Source organism: Psychrosphaera sp. 1_MG-2023, assembly GCF_030548245.1.
In the GTDB taxonomy this organism is placed as follows: domain Bacteria; phylum Pseudomonadota; class Gammaproteobacteria; order Enterobacterales; family Alteromonadaceae; genus Psychrosphaera; species Psychrosphaera algicola.
This window is the reverse complement of the sequence record NZ_JAUORW010000018.1, coordinates 1-19566: the sequence shown is the minus strand read 5'-3', so window position 1 is coordinate 19566 and position 19566 is coordinate 1. Positions and strand designations below refer to the sequence as shown.

Annotated in this window: 13 protein-coding genes and 1 tRNA gene; 4 read left to right on the top strand and 10 right to left on the bottom strand. The window is 41.2% G+C overall.

Annotated elements, in window-relative coordinates; all coding sequences use genetic code 11:
• Positions 1-1608 carry a DNA phosphorothioation-dependent restriction protein DptF gene (gene dptF, locus Q4575_RS15965; RefSeq protein ID WP_303523484.1) on the bottom strand — a complete coding sequence of 536 codons (1608 nt, stop codon included), beginning with the start codon at positions 1606-1608 and terminating at the stop codon, positions 1-3.
• A gap of 491 nt (positions 1609-2099) precedes the next feature.
• Here dptF and Q4575_RS15960 point away from each other — a divergent pair, with 491 nt between their 5' ends.
• Together Q4575_RS15960 and Q4575_RS15955 are read left to right on the top strand one after the other, a co-directional pair.
• Positions 2100-2900 (top strand): hypothetical protein, encoded by an 801-nt coding sequence (locus tag Q4575_RS15960; protein ID WP_303523520.1) that lies wholly within the window; start codon positions 2100-2102, stop codon positions 2898-2900.
• Positions 2901-3020: 120 nt separating this feature from the next.
• On the top strand, positions 3021-4667 hold the full coding sequence (locus tag Q4575_RS15955) for an FMN-binding glutamate synthase family protein (protein ID WP_303523483.1): 1647 nt from the start codon (positions 3021-3023) through the stop codon (positions 4665-4667).
• A 272-nt stretch (positions 4668-4939) separates the two neighbouring features.
• Here Q4575_RS15955 and Q4575_RS15950 read toward each other — a convergent pair whose 3' ends face one another.
• A complete protein-coding gene (locus Q4575_RS15950; protein WP_303523482.1) occupies positions 4940-6919 on the bottom strand; it encodes a DNA topoisomerase III in 1980 nt (659 codons plus the stop codon).
• 393 nt (positions 6920-7312) lie between these two features.
• Between Q4575_RS15950 and Q4575_RS15945 the strand changes: the two genes are divergently transcribed.
• Positions 7313-8971 carry a methyl-accepting chemotaxis protein gene (locus Q4575_RS15945; RefSeq protein WP_303523481.1) on the top strand — a complete coding sequence of 553 codons (1659 nt, stop codon included), beginning with the start codon at positions 7313-7315 and terminating at the stop codon, positions 8969-8971.
• Between the two features lie 686 nt (positions 8972-9657).
• Here the strand turns inward: Q4575_RS15945 and Q4575_RS15940 are convergent.
• The 7 genes from Q4575_RS15940 to rlmE all read right to left on the bottom strand — a co-directional run bounded on the left by Q4575_RS15940 (position 9658) and on the right by rlmE (position 15708).
• Positions 9658-9744 (bottom strand) — tRNA-Leu (locus Q4575_RS15940).
• A gap of 10 nt (positions 9745-9754) precedes the next feature.
• Positions 9755-10123 (bottom strand): preprotein translocase subunit SecG, encoded by a 369-nt coding sequence (secG, locus tag Q4575_RS15935; protein WP_215964065.1) that lies wholly within the window; start codon positions 10121-10123, stop codon positions 9755-9757.
• Positions 10124-10132: 9 nt separating this feature from the next.
• Positions 10133-10870, bottom strand: coding sequence for a triose-phosphate isomerase (tpiA, locus tag Q4575_RS15930; protein ID WP_215964066.1), 738 nt, complete (start codon positions 10868-10870; stop codon positions 10133-10135).
• 70 nt (positions 10871-10940) lie between these two features.
• A complete protein-coding gene (gene glmM / locus Q4575_RS15925) occupies positions 10941-12275 on the bottom strand; it encodes a phosphoglucosamine mutase (RefSeq protein WP_215964067.1) in 1335 nt (444 codons plus the stop codon).
• On the bottom strand, positions 12268-13092 hold the full coding sequence (gene folP, locus Q4575_RS15920; protein ID WP_303523519.1) for a dihydropteroate synthase: 825 nt from the start codon (positions 13090-13092) through the stop codon (positions 12268-12270). Before folP ends, glmM begins: the two co-directional genes overlap by 8 nt.
• A 39-nt stretch (positions 13093-13131) precedes the next feature.
• The gene (ftsH, locus tag Q4575_RS15915) at positions 13132-15039 is read right to left on the bottom strand and encodes an ATP-dependent zinc metalloprotease FtsH (protein WP_215964068.1); all 1908 of its coding nucleotides are present in this window, start codon (positions 15037-15039) and stop codon (positions 13132-13134) included.
• A gap of 39 nt (positions 15040-15078) precedes the next feature.
• The gene (rlmE, locus tag Q4575_RS15910) at positions 15079-15708 is read right to left on the bottom strand and encodes a 23S rRNA (uridine(2552)-2'-O)-methyltransferase RlmE (RefSeq protein ID WP_215964069.1); all 630 of its coding nucleotides are present in this window, start codon (positions 15706-15708) and stop codon (positions 15079-15081) included.
• 81 nt (positions 15709-15789) lie between these two features.
• Between rlmE and yhbY the strand changes: the two genes are divergently transcribed.
• Positions 15790-16086, top strand: a complete 297-nt coding sequence (gene yhbY, locus Q4575_RS15905) for a ribosome assembly RNA-binding protein YhbY (protein WP_215964070.1) — start codon at positions 15790-15792, stop codon at positions 16084-16086.
• A gap of 298 nt (positions 16087-16384) precedes the next feature.
• Here the strand turns inward: yhbY and Q4575_RS15900 are convergent.
• The coding region (locus Q4575_RS15900) for a choice-of-anchor U domain-containing protein (protein WP_303523480.1) at positions 16385-19566 on the bottom strand (3182 nt) is incomplete at its 5' end.

Genomic DNA, 19566 nt, shown 5'->3' with positions numbered 1-19566 from the left:
TTAACGCTCCACCTTATACCTACGTCTATTCTTACTGACAGATATAACTTTATTATCACTGATTATTTTCATTGACTCTGTCTTTATTGTTTTATCTATAATATGAGAAATTAGCTCATCAAACTTTGCTACGCCTTCCAAGTTTTGACGGTTAGGTCTAAAGCCATTTGATATGTATATAGCTTGAATCATTGTGTTTAGGTCAATATTGAAAATATAAGGTGAATCACCGTTATTAATAATCAGCGGAATAGGAATGAAGTCTGTAGTAGTTAGCTTATGCTTTTCAATCCATTCGATATCAGCTTGGACATTAACTTTATTACAGATGGAGTAATCGTCTAACTTTCTACTTACGATAAAACCATCCGCTTTTGAAGGTAATAGTCGATTAGCGTAATCTAATGAAGAGTTTACAATTAGCTCTTCAATAATATTCAAACAAATATCTTCATCTTCATCTGTGAATTTTGTTTTTTGAAAGATATTAACTAAATTGAGGTAGTTATTAAGAGAACAGGCTAAAAAAGACTTTTTAGATATTTCTGATAAAGATGAATTAAGGTTTTCTTCCTCTAAAAGATAAGAAGCTCTGACAATACCTTCAGGTGATAAGCTAAAGTTTACTAAAGATAAAAGAATATCAATATCTTTTTGCACTTCAGCCGACAAAGTATGTGTCGTATATTCCAAGTAAAAGTTGTCTAGTGCTTTGCTTCGAATATGAATAGGGTCTACTTTAGCGAAACAGCGACTAAATTCATTATCAAACTTAGAAAAAATATTACCAATAATTCCATCTGGCTTTTCAATGGTTAAGATTTGATAAATGAAATCTACAAATATTCTAGGAATAAGAAATTGCTCTTCCATTAGCCTAGCCAATCCAAAGAGTTCAATTAATTTATTTTGAAATGATAGTAATGATAAAACCTCAAAGTTTTTTGCTACGTATGAGCTAGATTTATTTTCTAACTGATAATATCTATAAAAAGGATTTTCTGGTGTTTCTTCTGTGAGTTTTGCTAAAAATTTTGATATGAAATCAGAAGTTATCTTAGAAGATGAGAAGTTTAACCTAGGGTAGCATTCGAAATCATAAAAGCTAACCGATTGAGTATCAAAGCCCTTTATATGTCTATTTTTAAAATACTCTTCAAAAGAGCCTTTTATATCACTATGCCTATCACTTCCTTGTTTAATAAACTTTTGAAGCATACCAATATTTATGCCTATCGCTAAAGGCTTATTATTCAGTTTAAACTCATCAAACTTTTCATCTAAACAATCAATTGCTGATTTATGTTGGCTGCTACTATGAGTTGCATCTAGATGAAAGTCTATCTCGGAAGAAAACTCTCTATACAACTGAGTTAGAATTTCAGACTTCCCATCTCCAGAACTTCCGCAAAGACATATAATTCTTTTTGGATCCGGATTATCGAGAGCTGCTTGCAAAGCAACTTTAAAGTCGTTTTGTATCTCTGGAGTAATGTATAGGTGATCTTTCAGCGCTTGAAGTTCATCTACGGTATTTTCTGTTCGTAAAGTTGATACTGAATATTTTGAAGATCTTGATAATACGCCTAAAGCATCTTGTAGATTCACTTTATCTCCTTATAAAGATTGCCCCCTAACTCGATGAACTATAAAGGGGATTTGTTCATAGTACTTATAATGCATTAGATCCCTTCTATTGTCTGTAATTAATTGTATTTTTGAACTATAAAATACGCGGGATTAACTAGAGTTTGGTCTCATACTGAGTTCTTGTCCTAAACTAATAATAAGCTAATAAAGCAATGGCCAAACCAAATAATATTCTAATAAATCAAAAATATAATAAATTTGTGTGTCATAAATTAAAGTAACGCACTAAGCAATTAGACCTTTAACGCTCCGGTCGTTAAAATGACAAAAAGATAGTCGTTAGACAGCTCAGAGCAGCCGGTCAGTTAGCCCGCTATCTTAAGTGAAGTGAAGAGAAGTGAAGCTAAGTGAAGTTAGGCTAGGCCCAAAAGTGGCAGACATAAAAACCGCAATTAAAAATGGAAATACAATTAAATATGAAAACCGTCTTAGTGCTTACAACCATTTTTATGCTCGGTGCATGTGTTACCACTATGCCTACATCTAATTGGATCTTGGTTGATGACTTTGAGCAGCCCGAGATCACCGATTGGCAAATCGTGGATACACAAAATGACACCAAGCCGTTTGTTGCTAACCCGCAAGTCACCGTGATTAAAACAGCAAATAATAATCGCTATTTACTTAAGAAACCCGCCGCCGACGGCGTTGTTGGCAATAGAAAAGCCCTGACATTTAAAGCCTTACCAGAAGCGGTTGCGGTAGGTGACACCTATACATTTTATACTCGTATTTTGGTTGAGAGCTTTCCCAACAATCATGCGTTTGGCATTAGTAATTTAACGCCTGATGAGATCATCAAACAAGCCTATAACGCCTTTGAACCAACTTTACGAGTCACCGATAAAGCCGAGTCCAATGGCTTTAAAAACGACGGTACTTTGATGGTGAAAATAGACAGCGACGACAAGTACCGTCAATACAGCAATGTTCAAAACTATGATTTAAATCGCTCTGCAACCCCATTGCAAACTAACGTTTGGTATCAAATTTGGTATGTGGTTAATAATGCGCAGGTGGCGGACGGTGGGCAAACTTACGATGTGTATCTACAAGGTGGCGAATTTGCCAAGCAGACCTTAGTATTTAAAAACGCGGCTTTTAGAATGAAACGAGAACAGCCATTAATCTACTTTTTTGCTAACTCTAATACCGGACCACATAAAAAACCCTACGGCAATGGTGGGCTCGCCTATGACGACATCTATATGAGCCGCGGCCTCGAACTCTCGACGCCTTCAACCCCGTAAATTTGCAGGCAACTATCGATTTCCATATTTTTAATTTCGTATATTCTTAAAGTTATCAGTTAAATGCGTTTTATGATGATAAGGCGCTGAAGATAACGACTTTTAGATGGATATGATTTGATGACAACTGCACAACGAGTTTTATGGATAATCGCAACCTTTGGCAACGCCCTTGCCATTTTTTTGTTACTTAATTTTGTAAATGGCTGGACCGTGAGTTTAATGGTCTTCACGTCTGTTTATACCCTTGTTGGCCTGCATGACATCACCAGTAGCCGTCATACACTAAATAGGCTTTATCCTGTGTTAGCGTATTTTAGGTACTTTTTTGAATCCATTAGAATTGAGATCCAGCAGTATTTTATCGCCAACGACATTGAAGAAATGCCGTTTAACCGCGAACAGCGCAACCTTGTTTATCGCCGTGCAAAAGGCGTGAGCGATACCATTCCGTTTGGTACGCAGCGCGATTTAATGCAAACCAATTACCAAAGTATTTGGCATTCAATGGCACCTAAGGTTTTAAAGGAAGAAAGCAAACGCATTCGTGTTGGCAGCTCACAATGTAAAAAACCTTATCTGGCCTCGCGACTTAATATTTCCGCTATGAGCTACGGCGCACTTAGCGCTGAGGCAATTCAAGCGATGAACTTAGGCGCAAAACAAGGTGGCTTTTACCACAATACCGGTGAAGGCGGCATCAGCTCGCATCACTTAAAACATGGTGGTGACTTGGTTTGGCAAATAGGCACAGGGTTATTTGGCTGCCGCGACGATAAAGGTCGATTTAGCGCCGACGACTTTACAAAGCTCGCCAACCTAGAGCAAGTTAAAATGATTGAAATTAAGTTATCTCAAGGGGCTAAACCCGGTCATGGCGGGGTTTTGCCTAAAGCTAAGATCACTGATGAAATTGCGGTAATACGCGGGATAAGCAAAGAACAAGACTGCGTCTCGCCACCAATGAACCCTGAATTTTCAACACCTTTAGAATTGCTTAGCTTTGTTTCACAACTTAGAGAACTCAGCGGCGGTAAACCCATTGGCATAAAACTGTGTATAGGCAATCCTGCGGAGTTTTTGTGTTTAGGTAAGGCCATGATAGAAACGGGCGTGTTTGTCGACTTCATCACCGTTGACGGCGCTGAGGGAGGCACTGGTGCAGCTCCAGTTGAGTTTAGTAATCGCCTTGGTTTAATGTGCCTTGAAGGTGTCTATTTTGTAAATAACGTTTTAGTCGGTTTAGGTATTCGTTCAGAGATCAAAGTCATCGCGTCGGGTAAAACCGCGTCTGGCTTCGACATAGTGAACAAAGTTGCTTTTGGTGCCGACATGGTTAACGCGGCGCGCACCTTTATGATGTCGGTGGGTTGTATTCAGTCTAAACAATGCGATACCAACAAATGCCCTACCGGCATTGCAACGCAGGACAAAAATCGCAGCAAAGCTATTGACGTTGAGCGCAAAGCCAAACGAGTCGCTTCGTTCCAACACCATACATTACACAGCTTTTATGAATTACTCGGCGCTATGGGCTTAGATGAAGTGTATAAACTCACTTACAATATGGTCAAACGCAGAACCCCAAACGGCATGCTTGAGTCTAACACCCATACAGTACCTGAATTGAAAACCAAACAGCTACTGAACGACGCACTGCCTGGCATGTGGCAAATTTGGTGGAGCAAAGCCCGCAGTGACAGCTTTTATATTGAAGACACCGCACCTGTTCATCCACCAGAATTAGACGTACGAAATATTTCGTAATATGGTTTGCTGATATAGGCTCGTAGTCATGAGCCTATATTATTGCCTGCTTAGCGAGATAACCGTATTGTTGAAGGCAAAAACTAAGGATTAGAAAAAAGAAGTAAACAAAAAAAGGCCAACGTCACAGCTACATATTCAGCTACTCAGTCAGTTACTCAGTCAGCTACACCGATTTACGCCACCCGAAATTTTAGTTATACCCGCTTTAAAAAACTCTAAAAGCACTTAATACTCACTCATACAGCACTAAATTAAGTGACTGCTTTGGGCTAGGCTGGCTTAGTGCTGCGTTTCTTTTTAACTGTTTTTTTAGCCGCTGAACGAGGTCGTCGGGGTTTATATGCGCCTCGATTCGCTGGGCTTTGTGGCAGTGATTCAAACTTGACGGTTTTAACGTCTTCGATAAGTTGCGCAAGGTTTTGTTCTATTTGGGTTATAAACTGTTTGTAGCCCATAGATTGTTGGCTAATGGACTCAAGTTGCGACTCCCACAATGCGGTCATGTCAGGCTGTGATACAACGTCGGGCAATGCTTGAATTAATTGTCGCCCTATCGGTGTTGCGATTATGTTTTTTCCGGTACGAGTTAAAAATTGGCGTTTAAATAACAGTTCAATGATGCCTGCCCGAGTTGCTTCAGTACCTAGTCCATCGGTATCTCGCAGCAGTTTTTTTATCGCAGGATCGGTAACAAAACGCGCCACGCCGGTTAAGGCACTCAACAAGCTTGCATCGTTAAAGGGTTTAGGTGGGCTGGTCATCTTTTCAACTAACTCGCCACGTTGGCAATGCACCTGCTGACCTACAGTAACTTGAGGCAATTCAGATGTTGCCCATTCTTGGTCATCGGTATCGACATTCGTTTTTGCATTGCTTTTTGGACTGCTTGATTCAAATAGACTTTTCCAACCTTTTTGAGTGATCTCTTTTTGTTTGCTAACAAAACATCCCCCTTCCACAATAGTATCGATTTGTTTTTCTTTGTATTCAAACTTAGGGTAAAACTGGGCGATGTATTGACGGCCGATCATGCCATATAATTTTTGTTCATTGGATGTCAAATTACCAACAGACCTCGCATTTGCCGTAGGGATGATGGCATGGTGGGCCGATACCTTTTTATCATTCCAGGCTCGTCCTTTTTGAGACAAATTGGCTTTTTCTAACAGTTTTTTTAATGTGTCAGAACATTGGGCCATGGCCTGTGCGACCTTGGGAACATCAGCAAAGTGCTCTTCTGGTAAATATTGGCAGTCCGAACGCGGGTAAGTAATGAGTTTGTGTTTCTCATAAAGCGATTGGCACGTATCTAATACTTGCTTTGCGCTTAACCCAAAGGCTTTGGCCGCGGCAATTTGCAGACCAGACAAACTAAACGGCAGCGGCGCAACCTGTTGCTTTTTATCTGTTTTAACTTTGTCTATGACGGCGGGTTTGTCGGTGATCCGCTGCACCACATTTTCAGCCAATGGCTTTGATAACACCCGAGATGCTTCATCCATATAAGGTTCGCAGGCTTCGCTTGGTTGCCATTTCCCTTGGTAAAACTCGCCATTTTGTGTTTGAAAATGGCCTATCACCTCATAAAACGGTTTAGCGGTAAATTGTTCAATTTCAAGGTCACGTTTTACCACTAATCCTAAAATTGGGGTTTGTACACGCCCAATAGACAGCACACCTTGATACCCAGACTTCTGCCCCTGCAATGTGCAAAGGCGTGTCATATTCAGGCCATATAACCAGTCTGCTCTAGCTCGGGCCAAAGCACTCACCGCTAATGGCACAAACTGTTTATTAGACTGCAGATTATGCAAGGATTTAGACACGGCCGCGGTATTAAGGTCGCTAATCAAACAACGTTGCGCTTGGTCAATTTTGCGCTTTGAAGCACCACAATAGCTGATCACTTCATCAACTAATATTTGTCCTTCTCTATCGGCGTCGCCAGCATTAACTATAGTGGTTGCTTTACCAATTAACTTTTTGATCACCGTTAATTGCTTGCGCGTTTTTGGCTTGGGTTTTAATTGCCATTGGGTTGGAATAATCGGCAGGTGTTCAACTTGCCACTTCTTAAATTTGCTGTCGTAATCCTCTGGCTGTGCTTGCTCCAACAAATGACCGATACACCAAGTCACTACTGTGCCGTCGCTGGCTTCGATAAAGCCATCTTGTTTTTTATGCGGTTTAGGCAACGCGTCAACAATCGCTCGACCTAGACTGGGTTTCTCCGCAATAAATAACTTCATGAATAATGACCAACGGACTGAATAAAGAAAGACCACCAATTTTACCGACTAATTTCCCTAAGGTCGATGGCAATTAGGTACAGATTATTTTTGGGGCAAAAGACTATGCGTAAACAACGACGATGCAGGACAGCTGAACTTGCATTTTGTGACAACTAAACTAACTTGTGGTTAAAGCACTCCAAACACTTTTGTTATGTCTGCCAAAGTAAAAATATTGTTGTCTGTGGCTTAGTACCTAGCGATGCCAGTCTTTGGGTTGATTTTCATTCTAATGTTGCAAACACGACCGTTACGGGTTAGAACCCTAGAATAAATAAATGACTTAAATAATTTAAAGATTGACGAGGTTTATCCGATAAAAAGGATAGTTATGACGATAGGTAGATCCCCATGGCAAATAGATCAATTAAATTTAAAGTATTAACAATCGCATTATTACCCCTAGCACTTACCGCACTCGCAATTACGTTGTTGGCGACCTCACAATCTGAGCAAATAAGCTTACAAAGCCAAGACCAATTACGCACTTCGCTGACGGCCGAGAAAAAAGAGCAACTCGACTCATTTATCGAACTTGCTATCACCTCAGTTGCTACCGCTAAAACCGATGACGCGAAAAAAACAATCTTACGTAATTTAAGATACCAGCAAGGCAATAATTACTTTTTTGTTTATGACACCCAGGGCAATCAAATTGTTAGTGCGGATAATCCAGAACGAGAAGGAAAAAATTATTTAGACTCTAAAAGCCAGCAGGGTCGATATCTGGTTAAAGAATATATAGAAAAAGCACTAACCGGTGGCGGTTATGTTGAATATACATGGCCCAAACAAAACTCAACAATACCGTCACCCAAGCTCGCCAAGGCCGTAATGATCCCTGACACCAATTGGGTTATCGCGACTGGATTTTACGTCGACGAATTAGAAAAAACCCTGGGCGTTCTTAAACAACATAACCAAGAAATGTTGTCGGACAGTATCTTTAAAATCATTAGCTTAGCGATTGTTTTGTTATTAGTAATGTCTGCTATTTCCATCAAATTAGTACAAACTATTACCAAACCAATAAATCATGCCGTGAGTGCCTTAGATGAAATAGCCAATGGCGATGGTGATTTGACACAACGTTTGGATGAATCAAAAGGCCATGAATTAGGTGCGCTTTCCGCGGCGTTCAATTTATTTGCGTCAAAAATTGCAGATATGGTTAAGCAAATTAATGGGTCGACTCAAATATTATCGACTTCAAGTGTGAACCTTACGCAACTGATGGCTCAAGCCGAATCAGGTGTGCAACGTCAACATTTAGAAAGTGACCAAGTTGCTACCGCTATGAACGAAATGTCAGCAACGGCTTTGGATGTGGCGAAAAGCGCTAGCAATGCCGCAAAAGCCGCCCATGACGCGGAAGACCAAGTCACTGACGCATCGAAAATACTAGATGGTGCAATAGAGATCATTAATGGGTTAGGTGACCAAGTTAATATTGGCGTCGACGTTATTGGTAATTTAGGTGAAGAATCTAAAAATATCGGTGGTGTAATCGAAGTTATTCGAGGCATTGCAGAACAAACAAACTTACTCGCATTAAACGCCGCGATAGAAGCAGCAAGAGCCGGTGAACAAGGTAGAGGTTTCTCTGTGGTAGCCGATGAAGTTAGAACCCTAGCGGCAAGAACGGCTAGCAGCACGGATGAAATTCAACGCATGATCATTAAATTGCAGGGTGGAACTAACGAAGCGGTTCTTGCGATAACTGAAATAAATGAAAAATGCATGCACACAGTGACAGAAGCAGAAAGAGTCGACACAGCGCTAAAAGCAATACGTCATTCAGTCACGACGATCAACGACATGAACAGTCAAATTGCAACTGCTGCTGAAGAGCAAACTATGGTATCTGAGACCATAAACCAAAACGTGCACCAGATTGTTGAAGTCGCAGAAGAAACCGCAAACGGTACCGCCGAAGCATCCATGATAAGTAAACAGCTTAATGATCTCGCGTTAGATATGTCGAAATTAGTCGGTCAGTATAAAACGTAATTTCAACCAATTGAAAGAAACCTGTGGGGTCAGAGTTGCTGATATTTGTAACGTCCTCTGCGCTCGGTTGGAGATCCCTAATATCGCTGTGGCTGCCTAACTTTACAAGCTACGGGGATGACGTTTTTCTGGGTATTGGGAATGATGTTTTTCTGTTTGGTTCGGATGGTGGTTTTTGTTCTTAACCTATGAGCCAATTGAAGGTGGATTATGTGATTCCTCTGCACTTGGTTGGAGATCCCTAATAGCGCTTAGGCTCTTTTGGGATGACGGTATTTCCTGTTGATTTTCGATTAATAATGACGGTTTTTGTTCTTAAACTATGAGCTAATTGGAGGTGGATTATGTGATTCCTCTGCGCTCGGTTGGAGATCCCTAATATCGCTTAGGCTGCCTAACTTTACAAGCTACGGGGATGACGTTTTTTCTGGGTATTGGGAATGATGTTTTTCTGTTTGGTTGTCGCTTACTAATGACGGTTTTTTGTTCTGGGGATTTGGGATGATGGTTTTACTGGTATTTATCTAGTACACCATTTGAGAAAGTGAATCTGTACTACATAATGTACTACTTAAATTGCTGGTTGTCATTGTTCGTTAGTAATCGACAATAACCCATAAAAAAACCCGGAAAGCCTGTTTTAATTGGCTTTCCGGGTCTTTATTGGTTCTTAAAAAACCTAATAATGGTGCGGTTGGAGGGACTTGAACCCTCACGTCCTTTCGAACACAGCGACCTCAACGCTGCCTGTCTACCAATTTCAGCACAACCGCGAAAGTGTTTCTAGTTTGCAGGTACGTCTTTTACTGGTGCGTCTGTTGTTTCGTTAGAAACTGGAACGTCCGTATCTGCTGGAGCGACTTTTTTAACTTCTTCAACAACTGGTGCTGAGATGTCATTCCACTCGTTTTCTTCTTTAACTGAATTCGCTGTCAAGCTTCCTAGGAATATGCTGATAACAAAAAACAGGGTTGCCAGAATCGTGGTTGTTTTGGTTAAAAAGTTACCAGAACCACTAGAACCGAACAATGTAGCTGATGCGCCAGCACCAAACGACGCGCCCATATCGGCACCCTTACCTTGTTGGATCAAGATTAATCCAACTAAAGCTAATGCGACTACTAAATAAACTACTATCAAAATTTCGTACATGCTATTACCTTAAGCTACCGCATTTTTACAAATGGTTGTAAATGACTCTACATCTAAACTCGCGCCTCCAATTAGGCCTCCGTCGATGTTGTCACTTGAAAATAATTCTTTACTGTTATCAGGCTTAACACTTCCACCGTATAAAATACGAGTCTCTTGCGCTAACTCCTGATTATAACTCGCCAAAACCTTTCTGATTTCGGCGTGTACTTCTTCCGCTTGTTCCGTCGTGGCCGTTTTTCCAGTGCCTATCGCCCAAATGGGTTCGTAGGCAAAAACTAAGCTGTCTGAATACGACGGCAAATCATCCAATACGGCTCTGATCTGTTTTGAAATAACCGCTATGGTTTCTTCATCTTCGCGTTGCTGTTCACTTTCACCAACGCAAATAATTGGGACTAATCCAGCGTGCAATGTTGCCAATACTTTTTTAGCAACAACAGCGTCTGTTTCACCATACATGGCGCGTCTTTCAGAATGTCCTATTATGACAAACTGACAACCCACGTCACGTAACATTCTGCCAGAGACTTCACCGGTAAATGCACCAGATTCGACTTCTGCAATATTTTGAGCGCCCTTTTTAACACCATTTGTGTTTTCATTCAAATAAACAAATGGTGGGCATACAACGGTTTCAACTTCATTAGATTCAAACGCTTGTAACGCATCAATCATTTCCGCCAATAACACTTTATCGCCGTTCAACTTCCAGTTGGCAACTACTAAAGGTAGACGTTCAGCCATTGCTTTACTCCTAATTTTTCGCGGGCGTGATAGTAACTAACAACTTGCAAAGTTACAAGCAAAGCTTTAATTAATCGGCGTATGCGGCTACTTTTTCAGCAACTCGTTTCGCTACGGCATTAATTAGCTCTGCGTCTTTGCCTTCAGTCATAACTCGAATAAGAGGTTCAGTACCCGATTTACGAATTAATATACGACCTTCATCGCCAAGTTCTTTTTCTGCATCTGCTATCGCTAACTTAACTTCATCCACTTCAAGGGGATATTTATTTTGGCCAACGCGCACATTTATTAACTCTTGTGGGTATTTTTCCATACCAGATTTAAGTTCTGATAATTTTAACCCTGACTCAACCATGGCGGTTAATACTTGGATTGCCGACACAATACCATCGCCTGTTGGCATATGTTCTAGGTTTATAACATGACCTGAACTTTCGCCGCCAATAGTCCAATTGTTTTCTTTTAATAGTTCCATTACATAACGATCGCCGACTTTAGCGCGTAAAAATGGAATTCCTAACTTTTTAAGGGCAACTTCTAGACCAAGGTTTGACATCAATGTGCCAACAACGCCCCCTTTAAGGTTGCCTTGTTTTAATGCGTGACGCGCAATAATGAATACCAGTTCATCCCCATCAACTTCAACGCCTTTATGGTCAACCATAATAATGCGGTCGCCGTCGCCGTCTAGCGCCAAACCGACATGAGCTTCGTTGGCTAATACCGCTTCACGTAGTGCTTCGGTATGCGTCGCGCCACATTTTTCGTTGATGTTCAGTCCATCCGGTTTTGCGAAGATAGACACCACTTCTGCACCTAGCTCTTGGAATACATTTGGACCGATGTGATACGTTGCACCATTGGCACTGTCGACTACGATTTTCATGCCGCGCAATGATTCAGGCGCAAAACGACTTTTACAAAATTCGATATATCGGCCAGCTGCGTCATTTATGCGTGTTGCTTTACCGAGTTTTTCAGATTCTACGCATGTGATCTCTTGATCTAACATGGCTTCAATTTCATGTTCTATTGAGTCTGGAAGCTTAGTACCGGCCGCAGAGAAGAACTTAATGCCGTTGTCGTAATATGGGTTGTGCGAGGCACTGATGACAATACCGGCGTCGGCGCGAAATGTACGAGTAAGATATGAAATAGCAGGCGTTGGCATTGGTCCCAACAAGCCTACATCAACACCAGCAGCGATAAGGCCAGACTCTAATGCGGTTTCAAGCATATAACCCGAAATGCGAGTGTCTTTTCCGATAAGCACTTTTCGGTTGCCGTTTTTCGCAAAAACTTTACCTGCAGCGTAACCTAACTTTAGTGCAAATTCAGGAGTAATAGGCGAACGCCCAACTAATCCGCGAATACCATCTGTTCCAAAATATTTTTTACTCATGATTTACTCCGTAATAAGTCGCTTTAAACAGATCTAATGCCTGTTTCGTTTCTGCAACATCATGCACTCTTAAGATTTTTGCCCCTTTGGTCAATGCCAAAGTTGCACATATAACACTTGCTAATGCTCGTTTATCGGGGGCTAACCCTAGCAAGTTTCCAATCATCGATTTTCTCGATAGTCCCGCAAGGAGCGGCAATTCTAACGATTCAAATTCGTCTAATCGATTTAGTAATTGGTAATTCTGACTTAATGTCTTACCGAAGCCAAATCCTGGGTCGATACAAATTCGAGATTTGTCGATTCCGGCTTCTAAACAGGTATTTATTCGTTCAGCCAAAAATGCACTTACATCGGTAACTACATCGCTATATTCTGGCTCTGACTGCATTGTACGCGGTGTGCCTTGCATATGCATCAAACAAACCGGTACATTTGAATTAGCAACAACCTCAACAGCGTTTCCTACCGTTAACGCACATACGTCATTGATAAGGTCTACGCCGCTATTAATGCCTTCTCGCATGACTTCAGGTTTGCTGGTATCCAGCGAAATCAAACACCCAAATTCACTTTTTAATTTTTCGATCACAGGTAATACCCGTGATAATTCTTCATCCAAACTCACTTCTGGCGCGCCTGGACGAGTGGACTCGCCACCAAGGTCAATAATATCCGCACCTTGAGACAACATCAATTCTGCATGTTTAATAGACGCATCAAGCTGAGTAAATTTACCGCCGTCTGAGAAAGAGTCGGGAGTTACATTTAAGATCGCCATTATGATAGGCGTTTCGAGTTTTGTTAAATTAAACATTGTCATAAAAATGAGGCCCCTTATAAAGGGGCCTTAATATTAACTGGCAGGATTAGGAACGTCAGTTTCAGGTTTGGTGTTGTCTGTAGAGTCGTCGTCATTTTTAGACTCAGGCTTTGCAGACCAACCCGCAGGTTCACGAACTGGAACACGATTCATTAGATCATCAATTTGTTTTGCGTCTATTGTTTCGTATTTCATTAGCGCATCTTTCATTGCATGTAAGATGTCTAAATTCGCTTTAATAATTTCAACTGAGCGTTCGTAGTTACGGTTAATAAATACTTTAATTTCAGCATCAATGGCCTGTGCCGTTTCATCAGACATATGAAGCGATTTAGATGACGTACGTCCTAAGAACACTTCGCCTTCTTCTTCAGCATATAACATAGGTCCCATTTTTTCAGAAAGGCCCCATTGAGTAACCATTTTACGAGCAATATCAGTTGCACGTTCAATATCATTTGAAGCGCCCGTTGATACTTTATCTGCACCATAAATAACTTCCTCGGCAATACGACCACCGTATAAAGAAGATATTTGGCTTTCCAAGAACTGTTTGCTGTGTGAGAAACGATCTTGTTCAGGCAAGTACATAGTGACACCAAGTGCACGTCCACGAGGAATAATACTAACTTTATAAACTGGGTCATGGTCAGGAACCATACGGCCAACAATTGCATGGCCAGCTTCGTGGTAGGCTGTCATTTCACGTTCGCTTTCGCCCATAACCATAGATTTACGCTCGGCGCCCATCATGATCTTGTCTTTGGCTTTTTCGAAATCTTGCATGTCGACTAAACGTTTATTAAAGCGAGCAGCAAATAAGGCAGCTTCGTTTACTAGATTTGCTAAGTCAGCACCAGAGAAACCTGGCGTACCACGTGCGATTAACGCAGGTTCTACGTCGTTTGCTACAGGTACTTTACGCATATGAACATTAATAATTTGCTCACGACCACGAACGTCTGGCAAACCAACCACAACTTGACGGTCAAAACGGCCCGGTCTTAATAATGCAGGGTCTAGTACGTCAGGACGGTTAGTCGCGGCGATAACGATAATGCCTTCGTTGCCTTCAAAACCATCCATCTCTACTAACATTTGGTTAAGCGTTTGTTCACGTTCGTCGTGCCCACCACCTAAACCTGCGCCACGTTGACGACCGACAGCATCGATTTCATCGATGAAGATAATACAAGGAGCTGATTTTTTAGCTTGGTCAAACATGTCACGAACACGTGATGCACCAACACCAACAAACATTTCAACAAAGTCTGAACCAGAAATTGCGAAGAATGGAACTTTTGCTTCACCGGCAACGGCTTTCGCAAGTAAGGTTTTACCCGTACCAGGCTGACCGACCATTAATACGCCTTTTGGAATTTTTCCGCCAAGCTTTTGGAATTTTGCAGGTTCTCTTAGGTAATCAACAAGCTCTTGAACTTCTTCTTTTGCTTCGTCACAACCGGCTACGTCTTTAAACGTTGTTTTAATTTGGTCTTCGCCCATTAAACGCGCTTTAGATTTACCAAATGACATAGCGCCTTTACCGCCGCCGCCTTGCATTTGACGCATGAAGAATATCCATACACCAATCAATAGCAACATAGGGAACCATGAAATTAGAATAGACGCCAAAATTGACGGCTCTTCAGGAGGTACGCCAACAATGCGTACGTTATTTTCGATTAAATCGTTTAATAAATCTTTGTCGTAAGCTGTTGGGATATAAGTTTCAAACTTTTCACCACTACGCTTCAGGCCGACAATTTGGCGATCGTTAATTTTAACTTCACGAACTTCGCCCATACGAACTTCTTTAACAAACTGGGTATAGTTTGTACTACTGCTCGTACTATCATTTGGCGTGATCGTATTAAATACAGACATCAGTGCCACTGCTACCATCAACCAAATAATTAGATTTTTAGCCATATCGCTCAAAGGGATAACCTCAACAAATAAACATTAAAATGAAGACTACTATAATTTAAATCCTGTCGCTACCAGATACACTTCTCTCGAACGTGCTCTTGACGATTCAGGCTTTCTCACTTTTACTACTTTGAATACATTACGTACATCTTTTACAAACTGATCAAAACCTTCACCTTGGAATACTTTGACAGCAAATTTACCTTCTTTATTTAACACTTGTTGGCACATATCGAGAGCCAACTCAACCAAGTACATAGAACCTGCTTGGTCAATTGAGTCGTTTCCGCTCAAATTTGGCGCCATGTCAGACATGACTAAATCGACCTTATTGTCGCCGATTTTATCTAACAATGCATTTAATACATCTTCTTCTCTAAAATCACCTTGGAGAAAGTCGACACCTGCAATTGGATCCATAGGTAAAATGTCACACGCGATTACCGTGCCTTTACCATCTAACAACTCTACAGCGTACTGAGACCAACCACCTGGCGCGGCCCCGAGGTCGACAACAATACTGCCCGGTCGCATTAGTTTATCTTTTTTCTGCAACTCTTCAATTTTGAAATAGGCTCTAGAACGTAACCCACGTTTGTTGGCTTCTTTCACATATGGGTCGTTTACATGTTCTTCTAACCAGCGTTTACTGCTACCGGAACGTTTATCTTTTGCCATAACTTAGTATATGAATTGGTAATAGTCTAAAGGTGGGGTAGAATATCATTAATTCAAGTAATTACTGTAAAATTAAACCTAATGAGTCTATCAAAAAAACAAATCCAGTTCTTAAAGGGCGAAGCCCATTCACTAAAACCTGTCGTGCAACTTGGCTCGAATGGCTTTACTGAAGGCGTTTTAGCCGAAATCGAAAACGCCCTAGCGGTTCACGAATTAATTAAGGTTAAAGTACCTTCTGAAGATCGTGAAGAATTAAAGCTATATGTTGAAGCGATAGTGCGCGAAAGCAAAGCCGAAAAAATTCAGCTAATTGGCAAAACACTTGTGTTATTTAAGCAAAGTGACGATAAAAAAATCGAACTACCTAAAAAGTAGTAGCGGATTAATCAAAAAAACCGACTGATGTCGGTTTTTTTATGTCTAAATTTTAGTGTAATAAAATGTTAATTGGTGATTTGAAATACTTATTATGAAAAACGCCTCATTTCCTTCTGTATTTCTTAAATAATTGTCACTCTCATTTGGTCCACAACACTATGATTCAGGTTTAGTTAGATTGTATGGCGTTTAGCCAAACTAATTTTTAAGCTGGATTTTTTTATTCCCTAAATAACCCGCAATAAAAAAGGAGCTCGAAAGCTCCTTTTGGTTAATTAACTAAAACAGTTAATTGTTATTTTTTGATGCGTCTGCGGAATGCCACAAAACCACCAAGTAAGGTTGCTAACGTGTAGCTAAATGATAGACCTAATAGTCCTTCATCTTTTTCTTCCTTAGCTGCTTTAACCAATACACTGACGTTTGCAGTAGCGGTCATTTCACCATCACTAACTAATACTTCAAAGTTGATTGTCGTATCTTCAGTAACCGTTGGCGCATTAAAGCTTGCAGTCGCTGTATCGGCATTAGCTAATACCACATTGCTAGTCGCTGTAGACCAACTGTAAGTAAGATCGTCGTTTTCAGTATCTAATCCCAATGCGGATAGTGTTACTAAACCACCGATCTCTGTTTCAGAGACAGAACTTGACGCTGTCACAGTTGGTGCTGTATTTGAGTTTGCCACCACAACCGTAATTGATTTAGTGGTTACTCGAACACCGTCTGTCACTTGCAGAGTAAACTTCAACTCTTCGCCTTCAGATGTTGAAGGTGTTACAAATGATATCGTATCGCCTGTTGTATATAGCAATTCAACTGCACTACCTTCAACCTGCGTCCAAGAATACGCTAACAAAGCACTATCGAGGTCTGTTGCTGACGCAACAATTTCTACATAAGTATTTTCATTAGCCTGTATTTCTCTAGCCAACTCAACTACTGGCGCATTATTTACCGCCACTATTACCGCAGGGTCAACAACCACGCCATTAGCAACGCCATCATCGTCATTTACGCCACCATCGGTTATGCGTAACTTAATGCAATTGCTGCCTTGTACTAAACCTCGGCTCCACGCTTCGGTGTCATCGGCTGCTGGGCATTCACCTGATAAGGTTTTAACCGCTGACCAAATAGAATCACCATCTCGTTGTTGAGTGTCAGTTACTTCAAAGGAAACAAATGACCCATCTGATTTAAGTTTGCGATATTGCGCATTAACAGGCAGTTTTTCGTTAAGTGGTACTATCATTGTAATAATTGAACCAACGTCGGCACCGTGTACTTCGAAGTCAATTATTGGGGTAACGTATTTAGTAACATCTGAGTCATCAATTTCTACATTCAATGCAGCTTCAATTTCCGCAACGGTTGTTGCAGCGTCCGCTGAATGTCCATTGTCTATAGCTTTCACCGTTTGACCAATCGAAATTGTTAGGCCTTCCTCTACAGAAATTATGGTATCGCCGACTTTTTGTTGATTAGCTAACAAGTTCGCATTATCTAAATAGTCTGCAATGCCGTCACCATCAGAGTCTGACATACCTTCATCTGCATCTGAGATCCCATCGTTATCTGAGTCTGCCACTGTACTTAATTCTGGTAACGCTTCCGTTATAAAGAATCGAGAAGTTTGGCTTGCTTCAAATAAGTCAGTTGTATCCGTTTCAACGACCTTGGCCACAACAGTGTGTGAGCCAACCCCTAATTGCTCAGGATTTATTTCAATGACTTCATGCATAGACGCTGAACCATTGAACACTTCTTCACCATCAATAGTAATTATTACATTATGAGATGAATCCATATCAGCATCGAAGATATCAAACGCAAGAAACGCTGAACTTACGCTTGATTCAACCACAGTGACTTTCTTGTCGTTAAACATCAAGCCTGTGGAAATTGAAGGTCGCGTATTTTGCTGAACGGTTAGGTTTACTTCATGTTTACCATTCGCAAAAACAGCTAAACCATTTTCATCTTCAATAGTAATAGCGTAATTCCCGTCATTAACGCCATCAAATTCTAGTGCTGTTGATAAGCCTTCATCAATTGATAACGTCCCCTCAACTAACACAGTATTGACTTGAATTAATTGATAAGAGAATGTCACCGGATAATCTACTGGCACGCCGGTTAAGTTCACATCAATCGCAAAATCTTCGCCGGTTTTGCTAAATGCGGTAGTCGCGGTCGTGGCTAGTGGATTAATCGCTAGCGGCAAAAACAGTGTTTGCTCAGAGCCAACTAAGTTAGTTAATACAATGCCTACATCCTGCAAACCAGATTGTTTTAACTCGCCATCAACTACAGATTTAAAACTAACAGTGGTCGGTATATTAGCAACATTGATTAACGTCGCTAACTTGTCAGTCACCTTAGTATCAATGCCCGTCGCATTCATTGAAATATTACCACCAGAACTTTCCACGGTGGCTTCAATTGCCGCTTTCGCTAACAATAAGTCGACATAGTCATCTTCACTATCGTCAACACCATCACGGTCAAGGTCATTTTCTCTGGTAACTGCAACTAATGGATTTGCGTCAACCGCATTTAATACACCATCTCCGTCAATGTCGGAATCAGTATTGTCACCAATTCCATCCATGTCAGTATCTGTGGATTCGGTAACATCATTAACAAACGCATCTACGGTTAAGTCAGTATCAATACCTGCAACTAATACATCTGGATAACCATCGCCATCCGTATCAATTGATGCTGCGGCGTCAAGTGGGAAGGCATCTGAGTTATCACCGACACCATCGAGGTCCACATCACTCCATTCCGCACTATTACCTAAGAATTGGTCTAATTCTTTACCACCTTGCGCAATTTCGTGGTCGTATCCGTCATGATAACTATCAGGATAGCCATCGCCATCGGCATCAACTGACGCACCAGAATATGCCGGGAATGCATCAGTATTATCACCAACACCATCACCGTCTGAATCTGTCCAGTTGACCCCGCCATCTGCAGGGAATTGATCTAATACTAACCCAGTTGTTGAATCCGCAGCTGTCGCCCCCTCATTCCATGCATCAGGGTAACCGTCACCGTCGTCCATAGATGCTGCTGCATCTAGTGGGAACGCATCAACAACTAAAGCCGTTTCGACACCCTCTACTAATACGTCTGGATAACCATCACCGTCTGTATCTGCTGATGCGGCTGCATCATTCGGGAAAGCATCGTATACATCTGCTACAGAATCACTATCAGAGTCCATAACGTCGCCAGATAACTTAAACAACTCATTACCTGTACTGCCGTTATTGGCGTACATTAATAATTCATTGTTCACTGACGCGATAAACGAAGGTGAAGCTGAAGCCCCTACGCGTAAATTCGTTACAATTCGCGGCGCATTGACACCATCATAAACAAACAGCTCGTTGTAATAACCAAACGTTGGATCATCATGCTCTTTGTATTCAGCACCGTCATACCCTTGGAAATACAGCTTGT

What these genes read in the sequence shown, in the direction of transcription:
- Q4575_RS15960 (WP_303523520.1), top strand. Translation starts at nt 2,100, where the DNA reads ATGCTCGGTGCATGTGTTACCACTATGCCTACATCTAATTGGATCTTG.
- Q4575_RS15955 (WP_303523483.1), top strand. Translation starts at nt 3,021, where the DNA reads ATGACAACTGCACAACGAGTTTTATGGATAATCGCAACCTTTGGCAAC.
- Q4575_RS15950 (WP_303523482.1), bottom strand. Translation starts at nt 6,919, where the DNA reads ATGAAGTTATTTATTGCGGAGAAACCCAGTCTAGGTCGAGCGATTGTT.
- Q4575_RS15945 (WP_303523481.1), top strand. Translation starts at nt 7,313, where the DNA reads ATGGCAAATAGATCAATTAAATTTAAAGTATTAACAATCGCATTATTA.
- secG (WP_215964065.1), bottom strand. Translation starts at nt 10,123, where the DNA reads ATGTACGAAATTTTGATAGTAGTTTATTTAGTAGTCGCATTAGCTTTA.
- tpiA (WP_215964066.1), bottom strand. Translation starts at nt 10,870, where the DNA reads ATGGCTGAACGTCTACCTTTAGTAGTTGCCAACTGGAAGTTGAACGGC.
- glmM (WP_215964067.1), bottom strand. Translation starts at nt 12,275, where the DNA reads ATGAGTAAAAAATATTTTGGAACAGATGGTATTCGCGGATTAGTTGGG.
- folP (WP_303523519.1), bottom strand. Translation starts at nt 13,092, where the DNA reads ATGTTTAATTTAACAAAACTCGAAACGCCTATCATAATGGCGATCTTA.
- rlmE (WP_215964069.1), bottom strand. Translation starts at nt 15,708, where the DNA reads ATGGCAAAAGATAAACGTTCCGGTAGCAGTAAACGCTGGTTAGAAGAA.
- yhbY (WP_215964070.1), top strand. Translation starts at nt 15,790, where the DNA reads ATGAGTCTATCAAAAAAACAAATCCAGTTCTTAAAGGGCGAAGCCCAT.